This is a genomic window from Mangrovibacter phragmitis, from assembly GCF_001655675.1.
GTDB classification, from domain to species: domain Bacteria; phylum Pseudomonadota; class Gammaproteobacteria; order Enterobacterales; family Enterobacteriaceae; genus Mangrovibacter; species Mangrovibacter phragmitis.
The window spans coordinates 567060-587916 of the sequence record NZ_LYRP01000001.1; the positions used below are offsets into that span (position 1 = coordinate 567060).

Below are 20857 nucleotides of genomic sequence, written 5' to 3' on the forward strand. Positions count from 1 at the left end.
CCCCCGAGGAACAAATGAATGTCCTGATTTCACCTGCTGGTACAGAGATCGGAAGAGAAATCTGGCTGTCTCTACGGCATGAAAAAAATATCACGCTATTTCTCGCCGGGGCGGACTATGACAATCATGCGAGGTATTCAGACCTTCCGTATTATATCCTGCCCGGTGTCAATGAAGATGACTGGCTCCCGGCTCTGCAGCTATTCACTGAACAGCACCACATCGACTATATTTTCCCGGCGCATGACGATGCGTTACTTGCGTATGCTGAAAATCAAACAGTTATAGCAGCCAGAATCATTGCTCCTTCAGTGCAAACTTGCAAGTTAACACGCTATAAAAGCAAAACCTACGATGCACTGGCAGACGTTATCAATGTGCCAAAATGCTACGCAACCGCTGACGATATAGATAGCTGGCCTGTGTTTATAAAACCAGATCGGGGGCAAGGTTCTCAAGGCGCAAGGCGAGCGGATAGTCTGGCTCAACTTGGTAATGTATTTAATGGTTCTATGCTGGTTAGCGAATATCTCCCTGGCGCTGAATTTACTGTTGACTGTTTTTCCTCCCGAAATGGCGGGTTGTTATATTGCCAGGCACGAACAAGAGAACGTGTCAGAGCAGGGATATCCATGGGTTCTGAGTTTGTCTCTCTGGACGGCATAGAAATAATCGCAGAAAAAATCCAGCAGAAACTTCAAATTTTTGGTGTCTGGTTTTTCCAGGTTAAATATGCTCAAAACGGCCAGATTACCTTACTTGAAGTTGCTCCGCGTGTTGCAGGTACTATGGCACTAACTCGGGTTTCGGGCGCAAATCTCCCGTTGCTCGCACTGTATGAGCACAGTGAAATTCCAGTTACGTTGCTGCCACAATATAAGCATGTGCGCATCAGCAGAGCCCTGTCTAATGCCTTTACGCATAACATCACCTGGTCTCACGTCTATGTTGACTATGACGATACTCTGGTTATCAAAAATACGGTGTGCGTGAAACTGGTTGCATTTCTTTACCAGTGTATTAACCAGGGAAATCGTTGCCATCTGGTCACCCGCCATGCCGGAGATATTCACCAGGAACTGAACACACGGCGATTAGCACAGATTTTCGATACGGTTACTCATTTGACCTGTGGTGAGAAGAAATCTTCCGTCATCAAACAGCGCGATGCAATTTTTATCGATGATAGCTTTACAGAGCGCCTTGACGTTCACCAGACAATTGGCATTCCCACCTTTGACGTGAGCATGCTGGATTTATTGATTAAGGAATAACTCATGAAAAAAAATGTAATATTTATCCATCTGGAGAGCCTTAATCAGGCAATTTACAGCCATCGCCACTGGTTCCCCTGCCTAAATAGCATCGTGCCTCACGCTTACAGATTTAACAATTTTATTTCCAGTGCCACATCTTCATTTATGGCCGTCAGCGACCTGCTGCATGGGGACGGTGATGTCCTTGAGCACAATAATAATCTTGAACTTAATCTTACTGTTAAGCGCAAGACTCCAGCCTTATTCGACTACCTGAAAAAAAATCATTATGCCACCGCAGGCATTGGTTACCCAAAAAACTGGGCGAATTTTGATAAAATATGGAGTGAACGCGATTGCTATTACTGGGATGATTCATCTCATGAAATGCTTAACCGTGCAGAAAAATTTATCGCCAATAAAGACCAGCCCTTTGCACTTTACGTATGGAACCTGACCAGCCATTTATGTTACATGGATCAACATAAGTATTCTGGAAGTAATAGTTTTCAACGCTGGCAGCGCGGTTACGAAAGTATGGACAATACTGTGGGGGAAATCATGCGTTTGCTGGCCACCCACAAACAATTCGACAATACCATTCTGGTTATTTTTGGTGACCACGGTGATGATTTCTGGAACCATGGCTACTACGGTGGGTTTGCACATGCTTTGGAGCCATTCACTTCGCTGGTTCATACACCTGCGTTTATTTTTGACCCCTCGTTGAAAGGACAAGATATCAATCACCTGGTCAGCATGTTGGACTTGCGCAAAACAACGCTTCAGTTACTGAATATTCCCGATGATACACCGGCGTCAGTCCCTGCATGGAATGCGTTCACTGGTGATCGTAAATATTGCTTCAGCCGTAATTTATTTGCTGCTCAAACAGGTTCTGGTTCAGGTAACCCACTGAAGAAAGGATATTCCATCACATCCGATGACCTGCACTTGTTGCATGCCGATGGTCAGTACAAGATGTTTGCCTGGCAGGCCGATAGCGGTAACCACTTCGACCTGTTGCCATTATTAGTAAAAGATGGTCAGGGAAAAGTACATTATGATTACAAGACTCTGGGAGCTGGTCGTAACAATGGCCCTCACCCACATGTTGTCGCTTTCCTTGGTCAGGATTCAGAAGCCTTCCTGACAGAGCAGTTCCAGATACTGAAAGCGGAACTGGATACCTTTATTCAAGGGAAAAATAAACTCAGTTCAGTGCAGTAATTATTGTTGATTAACCATGACAGGCGCCATTGTGACATCCATGGCGCCTTTTAGTATGGAATAGCCTACAGCAGAACAAGCATTGACAAGTTCAGCCACTACCGGGCTATCGATAACATAAATATTGGTTACTAACCTATGTAAATAGAATTCAAACATTCTCATGAAAAATGATACTGTACGTTTCATTTCCATGTTCTGTTTCAAAAATGAACATATTTTCAACTATTATCTATTCTTCGCTATCTCAATAATTTCAGTTGTAGATATCGATGGTGTTCTTGGCAAGTAAATAACCTCACAAGCAGGTTTAACCCAGTCAAACCGCCCTTGCCAGTCATCACCCATGATCAAAATATCCGCATGATATTTTTTGATATATTCCAGTTTTAGCTCAAGAGACTCCTCAACAAAAACAGATGTCACACATTTCAGACCAGAAATTATTTTCACTCTGTCACGCTCGGAATAAATTGGATAACGATTTTTTTTAGAATAATTCAGCTCATCTGATGAAACTCCAACAATCAGTTGATCACCATATGTTGCAGCACGCTCCAGGATATTCAAATGACCAATATGGAAAACATCAAAGGTACCAAATGTAATTACTGTTTTCATATTTTCTCCAGACTGGCGATAACACTATCGCCAGCAGAATTTATGTGGTTCTCATGGCAATGTCGAAGTTGCCTGTGTAACTTTGGTGTTCTCTTTAATAAAATTAATAATTTTCATCTGGTCTTCTTCAGTTAAATCAGGGTAAATAGGTAAACAGAGAATTTTTTTAGCAACCTCGTTAGCAATAGGTAGTTTACTCTCATCTGCAGAAGGGAACCCCCGATACATGGAGAAGGAACTAATCAGTGGATAAAAATAACGCCGCGCATAAACATCAATGGTCTTAAATTGTTCATATAATTCATCTCTGGTTAAACCGTAATTACTTTCTACCGAAATTGGATAATACGGATAATTCCACTCAACACTCTCAGGTACGGAAAAAGACTCTATCCCATCAATTGCATCAAGATATTTACGATACCGCTGGTAAATTTCTTCACGTTTGGCCAACCCTGCATCAATGTGTTTAAGCTGAACCAGACCAAATGCCGCCTGAACTTCGTTCATCTTTGCATTGATTCCTGGTGCAACAACCGTGGTTTCATCCAGGAAACCAAAGTTCTTCAGGAAATCAATGCGTTGTTTCATTTTCAAGTCTGAGCAAATGATCGCCCCACCCTCAAAAGTGTTAAATACTTTTGTGGCATGAAAACTAAGCACGGATAAATCACCAAAATTCAAAATACTCTGGTTATCAACTTTAACACCAAAAGCATGAGCCGCATCATAGATAACCTTGAGACCCCAGGCATCTGCAATGGACTGAATGCGCTCAACATCACAGGGAATACCATAGCAATGCACCGGTACAATTGCCGTAGTTGCTGGGGTAATTAATTGCTCAATTTTACCCGGATCGATATTACAGGTATCAGGGTCTATGTCAGCGAATACAGGAGTCAGCCCATTCCATAACAGAGTATGTGACGTAGCAACAAACGAATATGGCGTGGTGATTACCTCGCCATGAATACGTAAGGCCTGGAGAGCAGTTAACAAAGCCAACGTTCCATTGGAAAAGAGGCAAATATGTTTAACGCCAAGATACTCCGCCAGCGTAGCCTCCAGTTGTTGATGAAAAGGACCACCATTGGTTAACTGCTTGTTCTGCCAGATCTCCTCCAGATAGGGTATAAACTCGTCTAAAGGTGCAAGTAAAGGACTTGTCACATATATATTTTTCATACCCTACCTCTTGGTGATAAATATTGCATAATCTTGTTATGTTTTTTATTCGCTAATAACCAAACGCTTAACGTCTTCACCGTTAACCCAGACTTTCCATGCCGCTCTTAATGCTTTTTCAAATGTATCGCTGACATTGTAGTCACTCAAACTGGTGATCATCTTTTGGCGCATGGTGGCACGAATCTCGGCCAACTCAGTTATATGAGATGCCCAGTACTCAGCTTTAGTAATATAATCATCGGCGTCATCAGCAATAAAATCATCCAACCCGTATTGATTCATAATTTCCATACCTTGTCGCCCGGCCATCGTGTCTCCACACAAAGTCAAGGTTGGCACCCCCATCCAGGCTGCATGGTTAGTGGTCGTACCTCCACTGTAGGGGAAGGCATCCAACAACAAATCGATATTATGGTGATACTCGAGATATTCATTCATTTTCATACGCTGTCTGAATATCAATTGCTCTTCCCGTGCCCCCAACTCAATCAGACGGCCTTTATAGAACTCAACCATTTTCTCACCGGTCATAAAGCCCATAATAAATTTTGCCCCAGGGTTACGTTTCAACAGTTTTCCCCACAGGTTCAGGACATTATCATTAATCTTTTTCGGCCGATTGAAACTGCCAAAAGTAATATATCCATTTGCCAGTGCTGGTAATAAATTTACGTCAGGCGATTTTGGGTTAGGCTCAAAAAGCTTTTTCATCGGCACATAGATAATTTTTTCCCGGAACTGATCATCGAGAATATTCCTATGTGCCAACTCACTCTGTTTGACAAAGCCTGTCGACATAATTCGGTAATCAATCTGAGTCAGCCCGGTAGTAGCCGGATACCCTATCCACGTCATCTGGACAGGTGCAGGTTTCAGCGCAAAAGTGGTCAACCGGCAATTAGTAGTATGACCAGAAAGGTCAATCAAAATATCGATTTCATCTTTATTTATCTGTTTTGCCAGCTCTACACTACTATATGACCTAATTTCCCGCCAAAGATTGCTGGTTGACTCAAAGTGGTCAGTCACTTTATCGTGAGTTTCTGAGTTATTATAACCTACAATAAAAAACTCTTGTCTGTTGATATTGTCCCAAAACGGACGCAGAAAATGGCTGACTGGATGATTGAAAAAATCCCCAGAGACAAACCCAAGGCGCAATTTTCTATCCGGATTTTTATCTCTGGAGTAGTTAAATTTGACACCGGCCTTATTCTGCCATTCTGTGGCTTTGTCTCCATAGCCACAATGCTCCTGAAAGCGTTCTTCAACTGAAGTGTTTGGATCGTGTGCCAACAGAAATAAATAGTTACTGTAAAATCCCAAATGGCCGTTGGAGATTTCTACTGCTCTTTTCATGTGGATTTTTGCTTCATCCACCAGGTTATTTTCACCAAGCAACGTACCGAGGTTAGTGAGATAGTGCGCAGTTTCAGGCTCACACTCTACTGCTTTTCTGGAACAAACCAATCCAGGGGCATACTCGCCAAAATCACGATACAAACAGGCAAGTAAATCCCAGGGGCGAGCTTGTTTTGGGTTAGCGCGTATAACTGCACGAATTACTCGACCAGAATAGAACGCTGATTTAGTTTTCATAAACGCATTAGCAAGATCGTAAAAATAATCCCAATTGGTGGCATGCAGTGACAGTAATTGTGCGATTAAAGGTAATGCGTCTTGATATGCTCCCGTGATCAGGCAGGCTCGTGTAGCGGCCAATAACAACCCAACACTCTTTCCTTCTTGATGTATCGCCCTGGCAGCAACTTCACGAGCTGTTTCATATTCACCCTGACTGATAAGGTCGTTCAGTTTATGTGCCGTTGCAGCCATTTTCTTGCCTGAGTCTGTCACAGCCTCTTTACCTTCAGACAAGTTATAAGCATTTGCTGGCATAAAGCCACCGGTCTCCGGATGACATGAGAATATCAGCAGGCTCATGATCATTTTTTTGAGCGTCCCAGGGTCACCAAGTGCAAGACATTCCTGGATTTTCTTTTTCCAGGCTATAGGCGAACCCTGCAATAATGCTTTTTCCCGTAAAGACATCAGGACGTCAATGTCACCAACTGTATCAATTTTTATTTGTCTATTTAGTAATTCCAGCTCTTCGCTGGTGATTTCGACGGTGATTCCCCAATAGTTTTTCCCTGTTCTGACCAGCACTGGGGGAGCTTCTGACTCATCATTTTCCTCGACAGGAGTAGCCTTAAGCGTCTCATCAAATGAATCAAGACCAATAATTGGCGCAATTGTATGTTGTTTACAACGGTTATATGGACCTGGCTGTGAAGAGTAGAAAAACCCCGGGATTTTTTTCATAAAAATTCCCTGAAGTGATTTTTTCACTTTTTCCCGATGATCTTCCGGGTCTTCTGGTAAAAAGGTACTAATTACTACTTGTTCAAACGAAACCGAATAGGGCCATGCATCACCCAGACAATCCATAACGCTAAGCGTCAATGCATCAGAAGTCGAAATGCAATGCTGTTGATAGTTATAATGGCCATTGCCCACTTCACCATCATCGGCGGTAAAGCGCGCGAAGTATCCGGCAAACTGCAAGTTTGTTATTTCATTAAGATCAGGAGTATCCCTGAGTTCCCCTGCATAATTTTCAGAAATTAACAAACTGAAACGTTTTGTCTTTTGAACTGCAAAATCGAAGTATTGTTGAACAATTATTTTATGCTTATTTTTTGATACTACATCCAACATTTGGCGGGTTTGCGTATCGTAATATTCACCCATTTCAGTAAAGGGCAATACATCGCCCACATATTGCAACCCGGCACGATTTACTTCACTATTAAAGTCAACCAGATATTCTGGATAGTTAAAGTTGTGTTTGTACTTTAATAACAATTCTTCATCTGAGCGAGCCTCTTCCTGAAGGATATATTTTTTCAGGTCGGCAGGGGTAGCAGTAGTCGATAAAAATGAGAAAATACCTCGAATTGAATTGATGTACTGTATATCGTTTTCCACTTCGATAGTGTGAAGTGCAATTGCATCCTGCAGCGTTTTCTCATGGCTACTACCTGGCAATGTCATCCATTCAAATGCAATAAGCCCATTCTCCGAAAGCTGGCTCTTGCACCAGGCAAGTAGCGCTTGTCTTGTTTCTCCCGGCAGAAGGCTATAAATACCATGAATAATAATAAAATCGAAACGATTGCCTTGAGTCTGAATAATCTCATCCAGAGAAATGCACCCAATGGCAATGTTCTCGCGGTGCATTTTTTCCAGCCGCAATTTTCCCCGTTCTATCGCCTCTTCATTCAGGTCGAAACCTAGACACTGGCTGTCCGGATAAGCAAGCGCATGAGACAGTAGTAGCTGCCCTTCGCCACATCCCAACTCCAGTACGCTGGCATTAGCAGGGTTGACATTGTGCACCCCGTAAAATCTGGCCATGGCAGAAATGTGCTCCAGAGTAAAACATGTTTCAGTATATAAATTATTCACAGTCAGGCTTCCGGTTCTGAAGTAGCGGGCAATGTATGAGCAAAATGGAATTCCGCCGTCAGTGCGTATTACGACGGTCTCATCGCATGTTAAGAACTTACCATTTCACTTGCCGAACGATAGGCAGAACAGGTCTAAAATACCTGCCCTATTTAGCCAATTGCACTTAGGGTTAGCAGCAATATTCACTCCAAAATTTCTTTATCATTTTCAATAGGTAATAGGTAAATCTTCGCAGAAAGATATGCGAAATTAAGCGTAATGAAGACGCTTTTGAAAATAAGCATTTAGTCTGCTCCCAATTTGAAACACTGCTGGGCATAACATAAAAATTCCCAGTACCACTTTTTTCCTATTGAGCCATATTAAAGGCAAAAAAAAACCAACCCGAAGGTTGGTTTTTGATGTACTTACTATTATTGCAGCAGAGACAGTGCACTCTGCGGTACCTGGTTGGCTTTGGACAGCACGTTGGTACCAGCCTGTTGCAGAATCTGCGCGCGGCTCATGTTGGATACTTCAGTTGCGTAATCGGCATCCTGGATACGAGACTGTGCAGCAGACAGGTTAGTCACAGTGTCATTCAGGTTGCTGATAGTTGAATCGAAGCGGTTCTGGATAGCACCGAGGTCGGAACGTTGGGTATCCACAGCCTTGATTGCTGCGTCGATATCTGCCAGGACGCTGCTGGACATAACGTCGAAGCCATTTACGCTCACGCTACGGCTGGTAACGATGCTGCTGGTAGTACCCGCAGTTGCCGTAGAGGTGTATTTGTTCCAGCCAGAGTTGCTGTTGATAGTGATACCGATAGTTTCACCATCGTTAGCACCCACCTGGATATTAACAGTAAGCGAACCAGAAGTGTTAGACAGGATTTTGATGCCGTTAAACTGGGTCTGGCTGGCAACGCGGTTAATTTCTTCCAGACGTTGGTTAACTTCAGACTGGATAGAGTCGATGTCTGAAGAAGAGTTAGTACCGTTCTGTGCCTGAACAGCCAGTTCACGAATACGTTGTAAGTTGTTGTTTATCTCATCCAGTGAACCTTCAGCGGTCTGCGCCAGAGAGATACCGTCGTTCGCGTTACGAGAAGCCTGAGTCAGGCCGTTGATGTTAGACTGGAAGCGGTTAGCAATTGCTTCACCAGCTGCATCGTCTTTTGCGCTGTTGATACGCAGACCAGAAGACAGACGCTCGATAGCGGTGCTCAGTGCAGCCTGTGATTTGTTCAGGTTGTTCTGAGTAGTCAATGACATCAGGTTAGTATTGATGACTGCCATAATTATTTTCCTTCATGAAATTGGGTCTAGGTTCGGTGCCTAACACTTGCGGCGTCTCTCACCGTCAACAAGGGTATCGGCGCACTTGCTGGCAACTTTAGAAATTTAGATCAAAAAAAATCATTTAATTGATTTATAAAGACTTATTTAATAAAAAAACACCGAGCCATTACTATTTTTCTACTAGGAATAATCCTGGAGAATTGACTGACAAATAACATAACGGAAATTATTTTTTTCTTTAATATAGGTCTTTCCAGATTTATGATTACGCAACTGGTCGGACAATCCCGCTATTAGCCACCTTCCCTGCCTTCTTTTCTGCGCATTATTTTTCTTTTTCGTACTGTAAACTTTTCTCATTCGGTGCCGATATGAGTCAGGACGACCATTGCTATAAAGGGAAAACCAATGACCACTATCAGTAACCTGGGGGTTGGCTCAGGCTTGGACCTGTCAACCCTGTATGACAACCTGCAAGCAGCAGAAGAAACCAAGCTGACCACCATTACTGATCAGCAAACTAAATACCAGTCACAGTTAAGCGCTTATGGTAAAATTCAAAGTGCTCTGACTTCGTTGCAGACGGCATCCGCGGCATTGGCAAAGTCAAGCACCTGGAATTCAACCTCGGTTAGCAGTACTAATACAGCTTTCAGTGCTACCACAACAAGTGATGCGACTGTAGGTAACTACACAATGAATGTCCAGCAACTGGCAAAAGGCCAGGTGCTGATGAGCGGATCATTCAGCAGCAACAGTACTCAACTGGGAGGAACAACAGGAACCACCAGAACCCTGACAATTACTCAGGCGGATACTGAGACACCCCTGACGGTGACATTATCAGATTCCGATACCACCCTGACGGGTATTGCCAGTGCAATTAACAAGGCAAATGGCAATGTCACGGCAACAATTGTCAAAGCAAATGATGGCGATTACCGCCTGATGCTAAGTTCGAAAACAACTGGTGCAGATTCCGCAATGACTGTTGCTGTAACAGGTGACGATACATTGCAGGCAGCAATCGGCTATGACTCCAGCACCAGCAGCGGTGCCCTCTCGGTGCAAACAACTGCACAAGATGCCATCGTCACCGTTAATGGGGTGAGTGTACAGCGTGATTCCAACACCATCAGTGATGCCCTGCCTGGTGTAACACTGACACTGAATTCAGTAAGTTCATCAGATGAAACGCTGACTGTAGCGCGAGCCACTGATAGTAACAAAACAGCGATTAATAACTGGGTAACTGCATACAACTCTCTGCAAACGACGCTGGCCAGTGTGACTAAGTATGTTGCTGTTGATGTTGGCGCAGATAGCCAGTCAACCCAGAATGGTGCGTTAGTAGGTGACTCGAATGTGCGAACCATCCAAACTCAGCTACGAAATCTGTTGAGTACTGCACAAAGTGGCACTTATGCAATTATGGCACAACTGGGTGTGACGCAGGATCCGTCTACCGGTCAGCTAGAAGTTGATGATGACAAACTGACTTCTGCTCTGAGTAGTAATCCAGATGCTGTTACGAGTTACTTCGTTGGCGATGGTTCAACCACTGGTTTTGCCACCCAAATGAACAATACATTGACCAGTATGTTAAGCACTACCACTGGCAGTACTGGCATTATCCAGAATGCTGAAGACAGTATTAATAACATTCTCAGTACACTGAGTGACCGTTATGATTCAATGCAGGCAACTATTGATGCAACAATGGCGCGTTATAAAGCACAGTTTACTGCGCTGGATACCCTGATGAGCCAGCTTAACGCGACGTCAAGCTACCTGACATCGCAATTCTCCAGTTCATCGTCGTCATCCAGCTCAAGTTAAAACTGATACATTTATTCGGCCGTGAGGATGTGTTATGTACAATCGAACTGGTGTTAAGGCCTACCAAACGGTTAGCCTTGAAAGCGCGGTGATGAGCGCCAGCCCACACCAGCTTATTGTTATGCTTTTCGATGGCGCGCTGAGCGCCCTCGTTAGAGCAAAACTATTTATGGAGCAAGGTGCTATTCCTGAAAAAGGTAAGGCACTTTCCCATGCCATCAATATTATTGATTCAGGGCTTAAAACCGCTCTGGATACAAGTGAAGAAGATGAGCTGACCACCAACCTTATTGCTCTTTATGACTACATGGTTCGCCGGTTACTACACGCGAACTTACGTAACGATATCGCAGCGATCGAAGAAGTTGAGCGGTTACTCGGAAATATTGCCGATGCATGGAAGCAAGTAAAACCATCCTATCAACCACTCCAGGGTGCCAGCTAATGACCACCACCAACTCATCCCTTACTCTTTGGCATGCATTACATGCCTTGAGCAAAACCATGCTCAACCTCGCCCATGAAGGAAAATGGGATGAGTTGATTGAACATGAAATCAAATATGTTCAATTAGTTGAAAATATAGCTAAAAACCCAATACAATCAGACCAAGTTTACCTGGTTGAGGAAGCAAAACAATTACTACGTGAAATTCTCGAAAACGAAGACAGGTTGAAGAGCCTACTGCAAAGCAGAATGGGTGAATTACGCAAATTAATTAGCCAAACAAGCACACAAAAGTCACTGGCAACAACATACGGAAAGTTATCACACAACATTCTGATTCCGACAAACTTTAACCAGTAGACACAAAACTGTGCCAGTTGTGATCAACCAGAAAGCGCACTACGCTTTCTGGTTACTATCATGTAAGCTGTTTCAGTAAGCACTACCAGTACTTAACAGTGGCAGTTTATCAATTGCGGCCTGGCACTCAACAGTGGGTTTAGCCACACGTTTTAGCTTCATACCCGCATAATCCAGTTGCTCACCATTCTGTTTCACAGAATAAACATCGCGTTTCTGCGTAACGTTATACAGAGCATCATCACGCTGCATCAGCTTGCCGGGCTCAGCTATCACCCGTTGCCACTGGCGGCAATCCAGGGTATCGCCATCGCGTGTCACAACCAGGCTGGCAATCGCTTCCGGGCTTACCATTTCAGACTGCGGCCCTTCAGACTGCCAGTAGCCCACCAGCCACTGGGGCGCGGGGGCTTTAACCACTTTGGTATAATCATCAACCTGAACGCAACCGGCAAGCATAAGTGCAGCGATAGCGGGTAACAGTGTGATTTTTTTCATCATATTTCCCACATAAAAGAGAGTGCGTGTATTCTGGCACTAACCTGCAACGGATACCAGCCTGCTGCCTAACCACACTCTTACCGCCACACGTTATTCACGTTTCACTGGCATAAACTGGCGCAGGCCAAAATGCAGTAACCCCATCGCACCATGAGCAAAGATATAGACCTCTATCAGGCCGGTTAAAAATTTATGCCAGTGGATGACATTGAAGCCAACAGTGTACCCCATCAGATACAGCGCCACGCCAGTAGCGCCAGACAGCGCCACTAACAACAACGCACCTATGCCTAACCCCTGAACAGTGGCGGGTATCCCTCCTGGAGCTGTCTCAGGCAGACGAAATTTCGCCAGGGTGCGTAAATCCGCAATAATTCCAGAAAAATCGCCCAGCAGCCAGGCAAAATAATAGCGAAAACCGCGCAGCGCCAGAACATAAAACAGTATTGCAAACCCCAGAATCACCAGTATGGAACCGGCAATAATGTGCATCCAGGTAGATAAAAATACCAGTAACCCGGCACTCACATCAGTTATTGCATCTAGCTGAGTCGCATTGCTGTTTATTATTTGCGCTACAACCAGAACTGCTATCAAAATATGTATTACCCGCAATAACCGGGGCTGTGTTTCACCAAGGTAATGCCAGAATGTCCGTAACATTGTCGTGCCTCATCATGCTCTTATTGTGTGTAGAGAGTGACGCAATAAACTTAAAATAAACTTAGCACTCGATGAAATTATCCAACCTGGTTTCTTTTCAAACAGATAAGCCAGTAAATGGGGGAAGATACAGAGTTTGTGTGTGTTTCACTGGGAGTGCTAAGAGGACTTCTACGGCAGGAATGATAACTTTGCATCTGGTGCTATAACAGATTAAATATGCAGAAGAGGCATTGACATAAGACGAATAAAATACCGGGAAGGTAACAGCCACCATGCGTGTCGCACCTGCCCGATATGCTATGCCGGTATCGCTGAATACTACACCTGCATGGACATGATATCCTGGTAGGCTGACACCAGCTTGTTACGCACCTGAACGCCCATTTGCAAAGAAATATTGGCTTTTTGCGCATCCACCATCACGTCATTCAGTGCCACGCCTGGCGTACCCAACTCAAATTTTTGATACTGAGCGCGGGCGGCATTCTGTGTGTCACTGATACGGTCCAGCGCAGACTTCAATTCACCAGCAAAACTGACGCCACCGTTTTGTGCCGTGGTGTCCACATCTTTGTTTTCCGCGGCGATGGCAGTGGCCTGAAGCTGCTGCAATACGCTTTCGATGCCCTGAATTGCCATGACTGACTCCTGATTACCTTTATGAGTGTTGGCAAGACTAACATGAGAGCCTGAAGATAAAAGCGCTAAATAACGTCAAAAAGTTCAGCTTATTGAGGCATCGAATTCCCCATAAACGCAAATAATAACATAGCCATTATTGTGGAACTTTTGTCGTGTTGCCGACCCGGGAGTTTGCTTTGTTTTATTACTCGAATAACTTTGACACCGCTGAGAAGAGAGGCGAGCAATGAATGCCACAACCTCCACTCAATCGCCGCAAGCCAAACCTCTCGAATGGCTTAACCGCCTGCGTGCCAATCCAAGGCTCCCCTTGATTGTTGCAGCGAGTACCGCTATCGCGATTGTGGTTGCATTGATTTTATGGGCAAAAACCACGAACTACAGTGTCTTATTCAGTAACGTTTCCAACGAAGATGGCGGAGCCATCATTACACAGTTAACCCAGATGAATGTCCCTTACCGCTTTGCGGATAATGGTTCTGCGATTCTGGTGCCAGAAGATAAAGTGTACGACTTGCGGTTACGCCTGGCTCAGCAAGGCTTACCCAGAGGTGGTGCTGTCGGATTTGAGTTGCTGGACAACGAGAAATTTGGCATCAGCCAGTTCAGTGAACAAATCAACTACCAGCGCGCCCTTGAAGGCGAACTGGCACGCACTATTGAAACACTTGGCCCGGTGAAAAGCGCCCGTATCCACCTTGCCATGCCAAAACCATCTTTATTTGTTCGCGAACAAAAATCCCCCTCTGCGTCAGTCACATTAAACCTCGAACCCGGACGTGCGCTGGATGATGGGCAAATTAATGCTATCGTTCATATCGTTTCCAGTGCTGTTGCCGGTATGCCGCCAGGCAATGTCACTATTGTTGACCAGGCAGGGCATTTATTGACCCGTTCAGACACCTCTGGCCGGGGTCTGAATGATGAACAGTTAAAATATGCCAGTGAAGTTGAAAGCCGTGTTCAACAACGAATTGAAGCTATCCTTGGTCCAATCGTCGGTAGCCGCAATGTTCATGCTCAGGTTTCTGCTCAAATTGATTTCAATGCCAAAGAACAGACTCAGGAGCAATACGGTCCGAACACGAATCCGGCACAACAAGCGATTCGTTCTCAGCAATTGAATAACAACGTACAGTTGGGTGGTTCATCTGTGGGCGGTGTACCTGGCGCTTTGTCTAACCAGCCAGCGCCTGCCAATAGTGCGCCTATCGCGACACAGAATAATGCGCAAAATACGCAACAGGCTGGTCAGACCGGCGCAAATGCGCAGACGAATGCACAGAATGGTCAAACAGCATCAACCAATAACCAGGTTGTGCCAAGTAATACCACGCATGATGAAACCACGAATTACGAAGTTGACCGCACCATCCTGCACACCAAAATGAATATTGGTGATATTCAACGCTTGTCTGTTGCTGTCGTCGTAAACTATAAAACAGCCGCAGATGGCAAATCATTGCCACTGACTGCTGAGCAACTGAAGCAAATCGAGGATCTGACCCGCGAAGCAATGGGTTACTCCGCCAAACGTGGCGATACCGTTAACGTAGTTAACTCGCCATTCACGGCACCAGACAACAGTGCGGATAATATTCCGTTCTGGAAAACACCAGCCTTTATTAACCAATGTCTGGAAGCTGGTCGCTGGCTGCTGATTGCTCTGATTGCATGGATTCTGTGGCGTAAAATGGTACGGCCACATGTCGTGCGCCGTCAGGAAGCGATTAAAGCTGCGCAAGAACGTGCCCGTCAGCTTGAAGAAGAGGATAAATCAGTCACGGTTACCCTCAGTAAAGATGAGCAACAGTCTCAGCGCCGCAATAATCAGCGCCTGAGTGCTGAAGTAATGAGTCAACGTATTCGCGAAATGTCCGATAACGATCCACGAGTGGTGGCCCTTGTTATCCGTCAGTGGATGGGGAATGAACTATGAGTGATATGACCGGTACTGAAAAAAGCGCCATCTTGCTGATGACCATTGGTGAAGACCGTGCGGCTGAGGTGTTCAAGCACCTCTCTGCGCGGGAAGTACAACACTTAAGTGCCGCGATGGCGAACATGCGTCAGGTCTCAAATTCGCAGTTAACTGAAGTATTGAAGGAGTTTGAATCCAACGCGGAACAGTTTGCCGCTCTGAGCATCAACACCAACGACTACCTGCGCTCTGTGCTGGTCAAAGCGCTGGGCGAAGAACGCGCAAGCAGCCTGCTGGAAGATATTCTGGAAACCCGTGATACGGCTTCCGGCATCGAAACACTGAACTTTATGGAACCACAGAGTGCAGCCGATCTGATTCGCGACGAGCATCCGCAGATTATCGCCACCATTCTGGTACACCTCAAACGCGGCCAGGCAGCCGATATTCTTGCCCTGTTCGACGAGCGTATGCGCCATGATGTCATGCTGCGTATCGCCACCTTTGGTGGCGTACAGCCTGCCGCACTGGCTGAACTGACTGAGGTACTCAATAGCCTGCTCGACGGGCAGAACCTCAAGCGCAGCAAAATGGGCGGCGTGAGAACAGCAGCAGAAATTATCAACCTGATGAAAACCCAGCACGAAGAAGCTGTCATTGGGGCAGTTCGCGAATTCGATGGCGAACTGGCACAGAAAATTATCGACGAAATGTTCCTGTTCGAAAATCTGGTGGAAGTGGACGACCGCAGTATCCAGCGTTTGCTGCAGGAAGTGGAATCCGAATCGCTGCTTATCGCACTGAAAGGCTCCGAACAGCCATTGCGGGAAAAATTCCTGCGCAACATGTCGCAACGTGCTGCCGATATTCTGCGCGATGATCTGGCCAACCGTGGGCCAGTTCGTCTGTCTCAGGTGGAAAACGAGCAGAAAGCGATTCTGCTTATTGTTCGCCGCCTGGCCGAATCTGGCGAGATGGTAATAGGCAGCGGAGACGATGCCTATGTCTAAGCCTCAACCGAGTTGGCAAGTATGGATGCCAGATGACCTCAACCCTCCAGCCGCAGTCTTTGAAAGCCTGGTGGCGGAAAAAAAGCGTAAGCCGAAACCGGTTACTGAAAATGAACCGGTCAGCGAACCTGTTCAACCTCAGGAACCTTCGCCAGAAGAGATAATGGCAATGATGCGCGATGCCGCGCGTGAGCAAGGTTTTAATGCCGGTTACGCTGAAGGCAAACAACAAGGTTTCCAGCAGGGGCACCAGGAAGGCCTGGCCCAGGGCCAGCAGGCGGGAATGGATCAGGCGCTGCAACAACAGGAGCCAATTAAAGCGCAGATGCAGCAACTGGTCAGCGAATTCCAGAACACGCTGGATGCCCTCGACAGCGTAATTGCATCCCGGCTGATGCAACTCGCACTGGAAGCGGCACGCCAGGTTATCGGGCAGATGCCGGTAGTGGATAACAGTGCGCTGATTAAGCAGATTCAATCCTTGCTGCAACAAGAGCCCATGTTCAGTGGTAAACCGATTTTGCGCGTTCACCCAGACGACCTGCAACGTATTGAAGAAATGGTGGGTGCTACACTTAATCTACATGGCTGGCGTTTACGCGCCGACCCGAGCCTTCACCCGGGAGGTTGTAAAGTCTCTACGGACGAGGGCGATTTAGACGCCAGCGTCGCCACACGTTGGCAAGAATTGTGTCGCCTTGCGGCGCCCGGAGTATTGTGATGACTGCCCGACTGACACGCTGGCTTAACACCCTGGATAACGTGGAAGCACGGATTGCACAACTACCCAAAGTACGCCGCTATGGCAGGTTAACCCGCGCGACCGGATTAGTTCTGGAAGCCACCGGGCTGCAGCTCCCACTGGGTGCCACTTGTATCATTGAACGCCAGGATAACCTGGGCACCACCGAAGTGGAAAGCGAAGTGGTCGGTTTCAACGGCCATAAATTATTCTTAATGCCGCTTGAAGAAGTTGAAGGTATTTTACCTGGCGCACGCGTCTACGCCCGCACACTGACAGGTGACGGATTACATAGCGGCAAACAACTCCCCCTTGGCCCTGCCCTGCTTGGCCGTGTGCTGGACGGCAGTGGGCGGCCACTTGATGGTTTGCCTTCGCCAGAAACCGGGTTTACCGGCGCACTGATAACCCAACCATTTAACCCACTACAACGTACTGCTATCGACCATGTGCTTGATGTCGGTGTCCGGGCTATCAATGCATTACTGACTGTGGGGCGTGGCCAACGCATGGGCTTATTCGCCGGCTCCGGGGTGGGGAAAAGCGTACTGCTTGGCATGATGGCGCGTTACACCCAGGCCGATGTCATTGTGGTAGGGCTGATTGGCGAACGTGGCCGTGAAGTTAAAGACTTTATTGAAAACATTCTTGGCGCTGAAGGCCGGGCCAGGTCAGTTGTGATTGCTGCGCCAGCCGATGTCTCCCCGTTATTACGTATGCAGGGTGCCGCCTACGCCACTCGGATAGCAGAAGATTTTCGTGACCGTGGCCAGCATGTTCTGCTCATCATGGATTCACTGACCCGTTATGCCATGGCACAGCGTGAAATTGCCCTCGCTATTGGTGAACCCCCGGCGACCAAGGGATACCCACCTTCCGTTTTTGCCAAATTACCGGCACTGGTTGAACGCGCCGGGAACGGCATCGACGGCGGGGGTTCTATTACCGCTTTCTATACCGTATTGACCGAAGGCGATGACCAGCAGGATCCGATTGCAGACTCCGCGCGTGCCATTCTTGACGGACATATTGTGTTATCCCGCCGGCTGGCCGAATCCGGGCACTACCCGGCGATTGATATTGAAGCGTCAATCAGCCGGGCTATGACATCACTGATTTCTGAGACACACTACGCGCAAGTGCGTCATTTCAAACAATTACTTTCCAGCTTCCAGCGTAACCGTGATCTGGTCAGCGTAGGGGCATATGCAAAAGGCAGTGACCCATTGCTGGATAAAGCGATAGCCCTCTGGCCGCATCTGGAGGCGTTTTTACAACAAGGCATTTACGAACGCGCAGGATGGGAAGAATCATGCCAGTCTCTGGACCTGATTTTCCCGACAGTTTGAGTTAACAAGGGGAAGTGAAAATGAGTCAACACAGTGCGTTAGACACATTACACGACCTGGCTGCCAAAGAAGTTGACGACGCCGCCATTCGTCTTGGTGATATGCGCCGTGGCTGTCAACAGGCCAAAGAGCAGCTAGAAATGCTGCTTAATTACCAGAATGAATATCGTAATAATCTGAATAATGATATGTGCCAGGGTATCGCAAGTGAGCGCTGGCGGAATTACCAGCAATTTATTGCCACACTGGACATTGCCATAGAACAACATCGCCATCAGTTGGAACAGTGGAATAACAAAGTGGAACTGGCTCTGAATTTCTGGAAAGAAAAAAAACAACGGCTCCAGGCCTGGGAAACCTTGCAGGAACGTAAAGCAACCGCCGCCCTGCAAGCAGAAAACCGCCAGGATCAGAAAAAAATGGATGAGTTTGCCCAACGGGCCACACTGAGGAAAAGCGAATGATGACGTTACCCAAAATTGCCGTTACAGCAACAACGGACTCCGGCCAGGCGACTTCTGCTGCCAGCAAGGGCAAAGGTCTCAGTACGGATTTCCTCGCCTTGCTGGGCGAAACCCTGGGCCACAAACTCACGCTTGCCAATGGTAAAACAGTCTCACTGGCGCAACTGGCGCAAAGTTCCGGTACAAAAACCACCGGAACCAGTGATGACGAGACCCAAACTTCATTGAGTGCTCTACTGGAACAGTTTGATAACGCCACAAATGGTGATGCGCAAAGTTTGATGGCGCTACTTGGAGCGAAAACCGCTACGCTGACCACCCGTGAAGGTGTAACTACCGGTGAAACGACAGCAACAACCGCGGGAAAAGGCACCACGCTTTCTGATCAGCAAGTGTCTGCTCTGAGCGCATTGTTTGCGATGTTGCCGCAGCAAACGCAGGCAACCCCGTTACAGGCCAAAACAGCTGACGACAGTGCAACAAGCAAAGTCTCTGGTGAGGGTAGCCTCTCCACGTCATTAGCCAGTATTTTGACTACCGGTCAAAACACGGCAACCAAATCGCATACTGCCGTTAGTAGCAATGACAAACATGTGACGGACAACACTGCTGCGATAAGTGCTCAGCAAAACGCTTTTAACCCAATGGCCGCGCAGGCTGACGTGGATACATCTGCACAAACCGCTATAGATAACAGCGTACTTAAAACCGATAAACTGGCCTCTGCGGTAAGCCAGGCAACCAGCCAGCACGCAGCCACAGCGTCCGTTTTCAGCAGCACGAATATCCTCCAGCCTCAGTCTACCGCTCAGGCAGTGGCTCCAGCGACAGCGCAAATCAATGCGCAGTTAGGTACGTCCGAATGGCAACAAAATATTGGTCAGCAAATCACATTATTCACCCGTAATGGGCAGCAAAATGCAGAATTACGCCTGCACCCTGCAGAGCTGGGATCGGTACAAATTAGCCTGAAACTGGAAGACAACCAGGCTCAGTTGCATATGGTCGCAGCCCACAGCCATGTGCGCGCCGCACTGGAAGCCGCACTGCCAACCCTGCGCACACAACTGGCAGAAAGTGGTATACAGTTGGGCCAGAGTAGCATTAGCAGCGATAACTTTGCCGGGCAGCAGCAACAACAGTTCAGTCAACAAAATAGCGGCAGCAACAGTAATCAAACTGGGTTTATGGCCGATAACAGTGCCGACCAGGCAATCATCGCCCCGGTCAGTCTCACGGCAACAGGCTCTGGCAACAATGCCATTGATATCTTTGCTTAAACGTTGAAGTAGCGCGAATAATCGCGTCTTTTCCCGCTATTGTTCACCGGTGAAGACGCGATAATGAAATGACGCAGTACAGACACAGGAATAATTCGCCAAATGACTGATACAGTTACTAAAGGTAAAGGAAGCAAACGTAAAATCTGGATACCTTTACTGGTCCTGATTACTCTGGCTGCCTGCGCAGTAGCCGGTTACAGCTACTGGCGTATGCAACAGGCACCTGCGGGTAATACCGCGCATGCTGAACCGCCTCCGCCACCTCCTGCACCTGTTTTTTTCCCTCTGGATACGTTTACAGTTAATCTGGGCAATGCAGATCGTGTGCTGTATATCGGCATTACGCTGCGTCTCAAAGATGAAGAGACGCGCCAGCGTATCAGCGACTTTCTGCCGGAAGTACGCAGTCGTTTGTTGATGCTGCTTTCACGCCAGGATGCAAATGTGCTCGCAACCGATGAAGGTAAGCAAAAATTGATGGAAGCTATCAAACAAACGCTTGCTCCTCCTCTGGTGCCGGGGCAACCCCAACAGGTTGTCACTGACGTGTTGTACACTGCCTTTATTTTGCGGTGATG

The 20857-nt window shown here is 46.8% G+C and carries 20 protein-coding genes; 12 read left to right on the top strand and 8 right to left on the bottom strand.

Annotated features, from left to right (window positions below):
- The first annotated feature begins 14 nt into the window (after positions 1–14).
- Positions 15–1274 carry an ATP-grasp domain-containing protein gene (locus A9B99_RS02580; RefSeq protein WP_064595476.1) on the top strand — a complete coding sequence of 420 codons (1260 nt, stop codon included), beginning with the start codon at positions 15–17 and terminating at the stop codon, positions 1272–1274.
- Positions 1275–1277: 3 nt separating this feature from the next.
- A complete protein-coding gene (locus tag A9B99_RS02585) occupies positions 1278–2486 on the top strand; it encodes a sulfatase-like hydrolase/transferase (protein ID WP_064594302.1) in 1209 nt (402 codons plus the stop codon).
- Here the strand turns inward: A9B99_RS02585 and A9B99_RS23730 are convergent, their stop codons facing one another.
- The 5 genes from A9B99_RS23730 to A9B99_RS02605 form a co-directional block, all read right to left on the bottom strand.
- Positions 2487–2675: a hypothetical protein gene (locus A9B99_RS23730; RefSeq protein WP_156518972.1), complete on the bottom strand. Its 189-nt coding sequence runs from the start codon at positions 2673–2675 to the stop codon at positions 2487–2489.
- A gap of 39 nt (positions 2676–2714) precedes the next feature.
- Positions 2715–3107 carry an adenylyltransferase/cytidyltransferase family protein gene (locus tag A9B99_RS02590; RefSeq protein ID WP_064594304.1) on the bottom strand — a complete coding sequence of 131 codons (393 nt, stop codon included), beginning with the start codon at positions 3105–3107 and terminating at the stop codon, positions 2715–2717.
- A 51-nt stretch (positions 3108–3158) separates the two neighbouring features.
- On the bottom strand, positions 3159–4295 hold the full coding sequence (locus tag A9B99_RS02595) for a DegT/DnrJ/EryC1/StrS family aminotransferase (RefSeq protein WP_064594306.1): 1137 nt from the start codon (positions 4293–4295) through the stop codon (positions 3159–3161).
- Positions 4296–4340: 45 nt separating this feature from the next.
- The gene (locus A9B99_RS02600) at positions 4341–7769 is read right to left on the bottom strand and encodes a bifunctional class I SAM-dependent methyltransferase/glycosyltransferase (RefSeq protein WP_082917807.1); all 3429 of its coding nucleotides are present in this window, start codon (positions 7767–7769) and stop codon (positions 4341–4343) included.
- Between the two features lie 416 nt (positions 7770–8185).
- Positions 8186–9052: a flagellin N-terminal helical domain-containing protein gene (locus A9B99_RS02605; protein ID WP_064594308.1), complete on the bottom strand. Its 867-nt coding sequence runs from the start codon at positions 9050–9052 to the stop codon at positions 8186–8188.
- A gap of 411 nt (positions 9053–9463) precedes the next feature.
- Between A9B99_RS02605 and fliD the strand changes: the two genes are divergently transcribed.
- Genes fliD through fliT form a run of 3 tightly spaced genes read left to right on the top strand, consistent with a single transcriptional unit; the run spans position 9464 to position 11701 of the window.
- Positions 9464–10894, top strand: a complete 1431-nt coding sequence (gene fliD, locus A9B99_RS02610; protein WP_064594310.1) for a flagellar filament capping protein FliD — start codon at positions 9464–9466, stop codon at positions 10892–10894.
- 34 nt (positions 10895–10928) lie between these two features.
- Positions 10929–11339 (top strand): flagellar export chaperone FliS, encoded by a 411-nt coding sequence (gene fliS / locus A9B99_RS02615; RefSeq protein WP_064594312.1) that lies wholly within the window; start codon positions 10929–10931, stop codon positions 11337–11339.
- A complete protein-coding gene (gene fliT / locus A9B99_RS02620) occupies positions 11339–11701 on the top strand; it encodes a flagella biosynthesis regulatory protein FliT (protein WP_064594313.1) in 363 nt (120 codons plus the stop codon). Before fliS ends, fliT begins: the two co-directional genes overlap by 1 nt.
- A 72-nt stretch (positions 11702–11773) precedes the next feature.
- Here fliT and yedD read toward each other — a convergent pair whose 3' ends face one another.
- From yedD to fliE, 3 genes are all read right to left on the bottom strand, one after another.
- Entirely contained in the window at positions 11774–12202 is a 429-nt protein-coding gene (gene yedD / locus A9B99_RS02625) for a lipoprotein YedD (protein ID WP_074388771.1), read from the bottom strand.
- Positions 12203–12292: 90 nt separating this feature from the next.
- Positions 12293–12865, bottom strand: a complete 573-nt coding sequence (locus tag A9B99_RS02630) for a cytochrome b/b6 domain-containing protein (RefSeq protein WP_064594317.1) — start codon at positions 12863–12865, stop codon at positions 12293–12295.
- A 321-nt stretch (positions 12866–13186) separates the two neighbouring features.
- The gene (fliE, locus tag A9B99_RS02635; protein ID WP_064594323.1) at positions 13187–13507 is read right to left on the bottom strand and encodes a flagellar hook-basal body complex protein FliE; all 321 of its coding nucleotides are present in this window, start codon (positions 13505–13507) and stop codon (positions 13187–13189) included.
- 229 nt (positions 13508–13736) lie between these two features.
- Here fliE and fliF point away from each other — a divergent pair, with 229 nt between their 5' ends.
- The 7 genes from fliF to fliL all read left to right on the top strand — a co-directional run bounded on the left by fliF (position 13737) and on the right by fliL (position 20855).
- A complete protein-coding gene (gene fliF / locus A9B99_RS02640) occupies positions 13737–15449 on the top strand; it encodes a flagellar basal-body MS-ring/collar protein FliF (protein ID WP_064594326.1) in 1713 nt (570 codons plus the stop codon).
- On the top strand, positions 15446–16441 hold the full coding sequence (fliG, locus tag A9B99_RS02645; protein WP_064594329.1) for a flagellar motor switch protein FliG: 996 nt from the start codon (positions 15446–15448) through the stop codon (positions 16439–16441). The genes fliF and fliG overlap by 4 nt, the downstream gene beginning before the upstream one ends.
- Positions 16434–17162 (top strand): flagellar assembly protein FliH, encoded by a 729-nt coding sequence (gene fliH / locus A9B99_RS02650; protein WP_064594335.1) that lies wholly within the window; start codon positions 16434–16436, stop codon positions 17160–17162. Before fliG ends, fliH begins: the two co-directional genes overlap by 8 nt.
- Positions 17162–18532, top strand: coding sequence for a flagellar protein export ATPase FliI (fliI, locus tag A9B99_RS02655; protein ID WP_064594339.1), 1371 nt, complete (start codon positions 17162–17164; stop codon positions 18530–18532). The genes fliH and fliI overlap by 1 nt, the downstream gene beginning before the upstream one ends.
- Positions 18533–18552: 20 nt before the next feature.
- Positions 18553–18996 (top strand): flagellar export protein FliJ, encoded by a 444-nt coding sequence (fliJ, locus tag A9B99_RS02660; RefSeq protein ID WP_064594342.1) that lies wholly within the window; start codon positions 18553–18555, stop codon positions 18994–18996.
- Positions 18993–20276: a flagellar hook-length control protein FliK gene (locus A9B99_RS02665; protein ID WP_064594344.1), complete on the top strand. Its 1284-nt coding sequence runs from the start codon at positions 18993–18995 to the stop codon at positions 20274–20276. Before fliJ ends, A9B99_RS02665 begins: the two co-directional genes overlap by 4 nt.
- A 102-nt stretch (positions 20277–20378) precedes the next feature.
- The gene (gene fliL / locus A9B99_RS02670; RefSeq protein ID WP_064594346.1) at positions 20379–20855 is read left to right on the top strand and encodes a flagellar basal body-associated protein FliL; all 477 of its coding nucleotides are present in this window, start codon (positions 20379–20381) and stop codon (positions 20853–20855) included.
- Positions 20856–20857 lie beyond the last annotated feature (2 nt).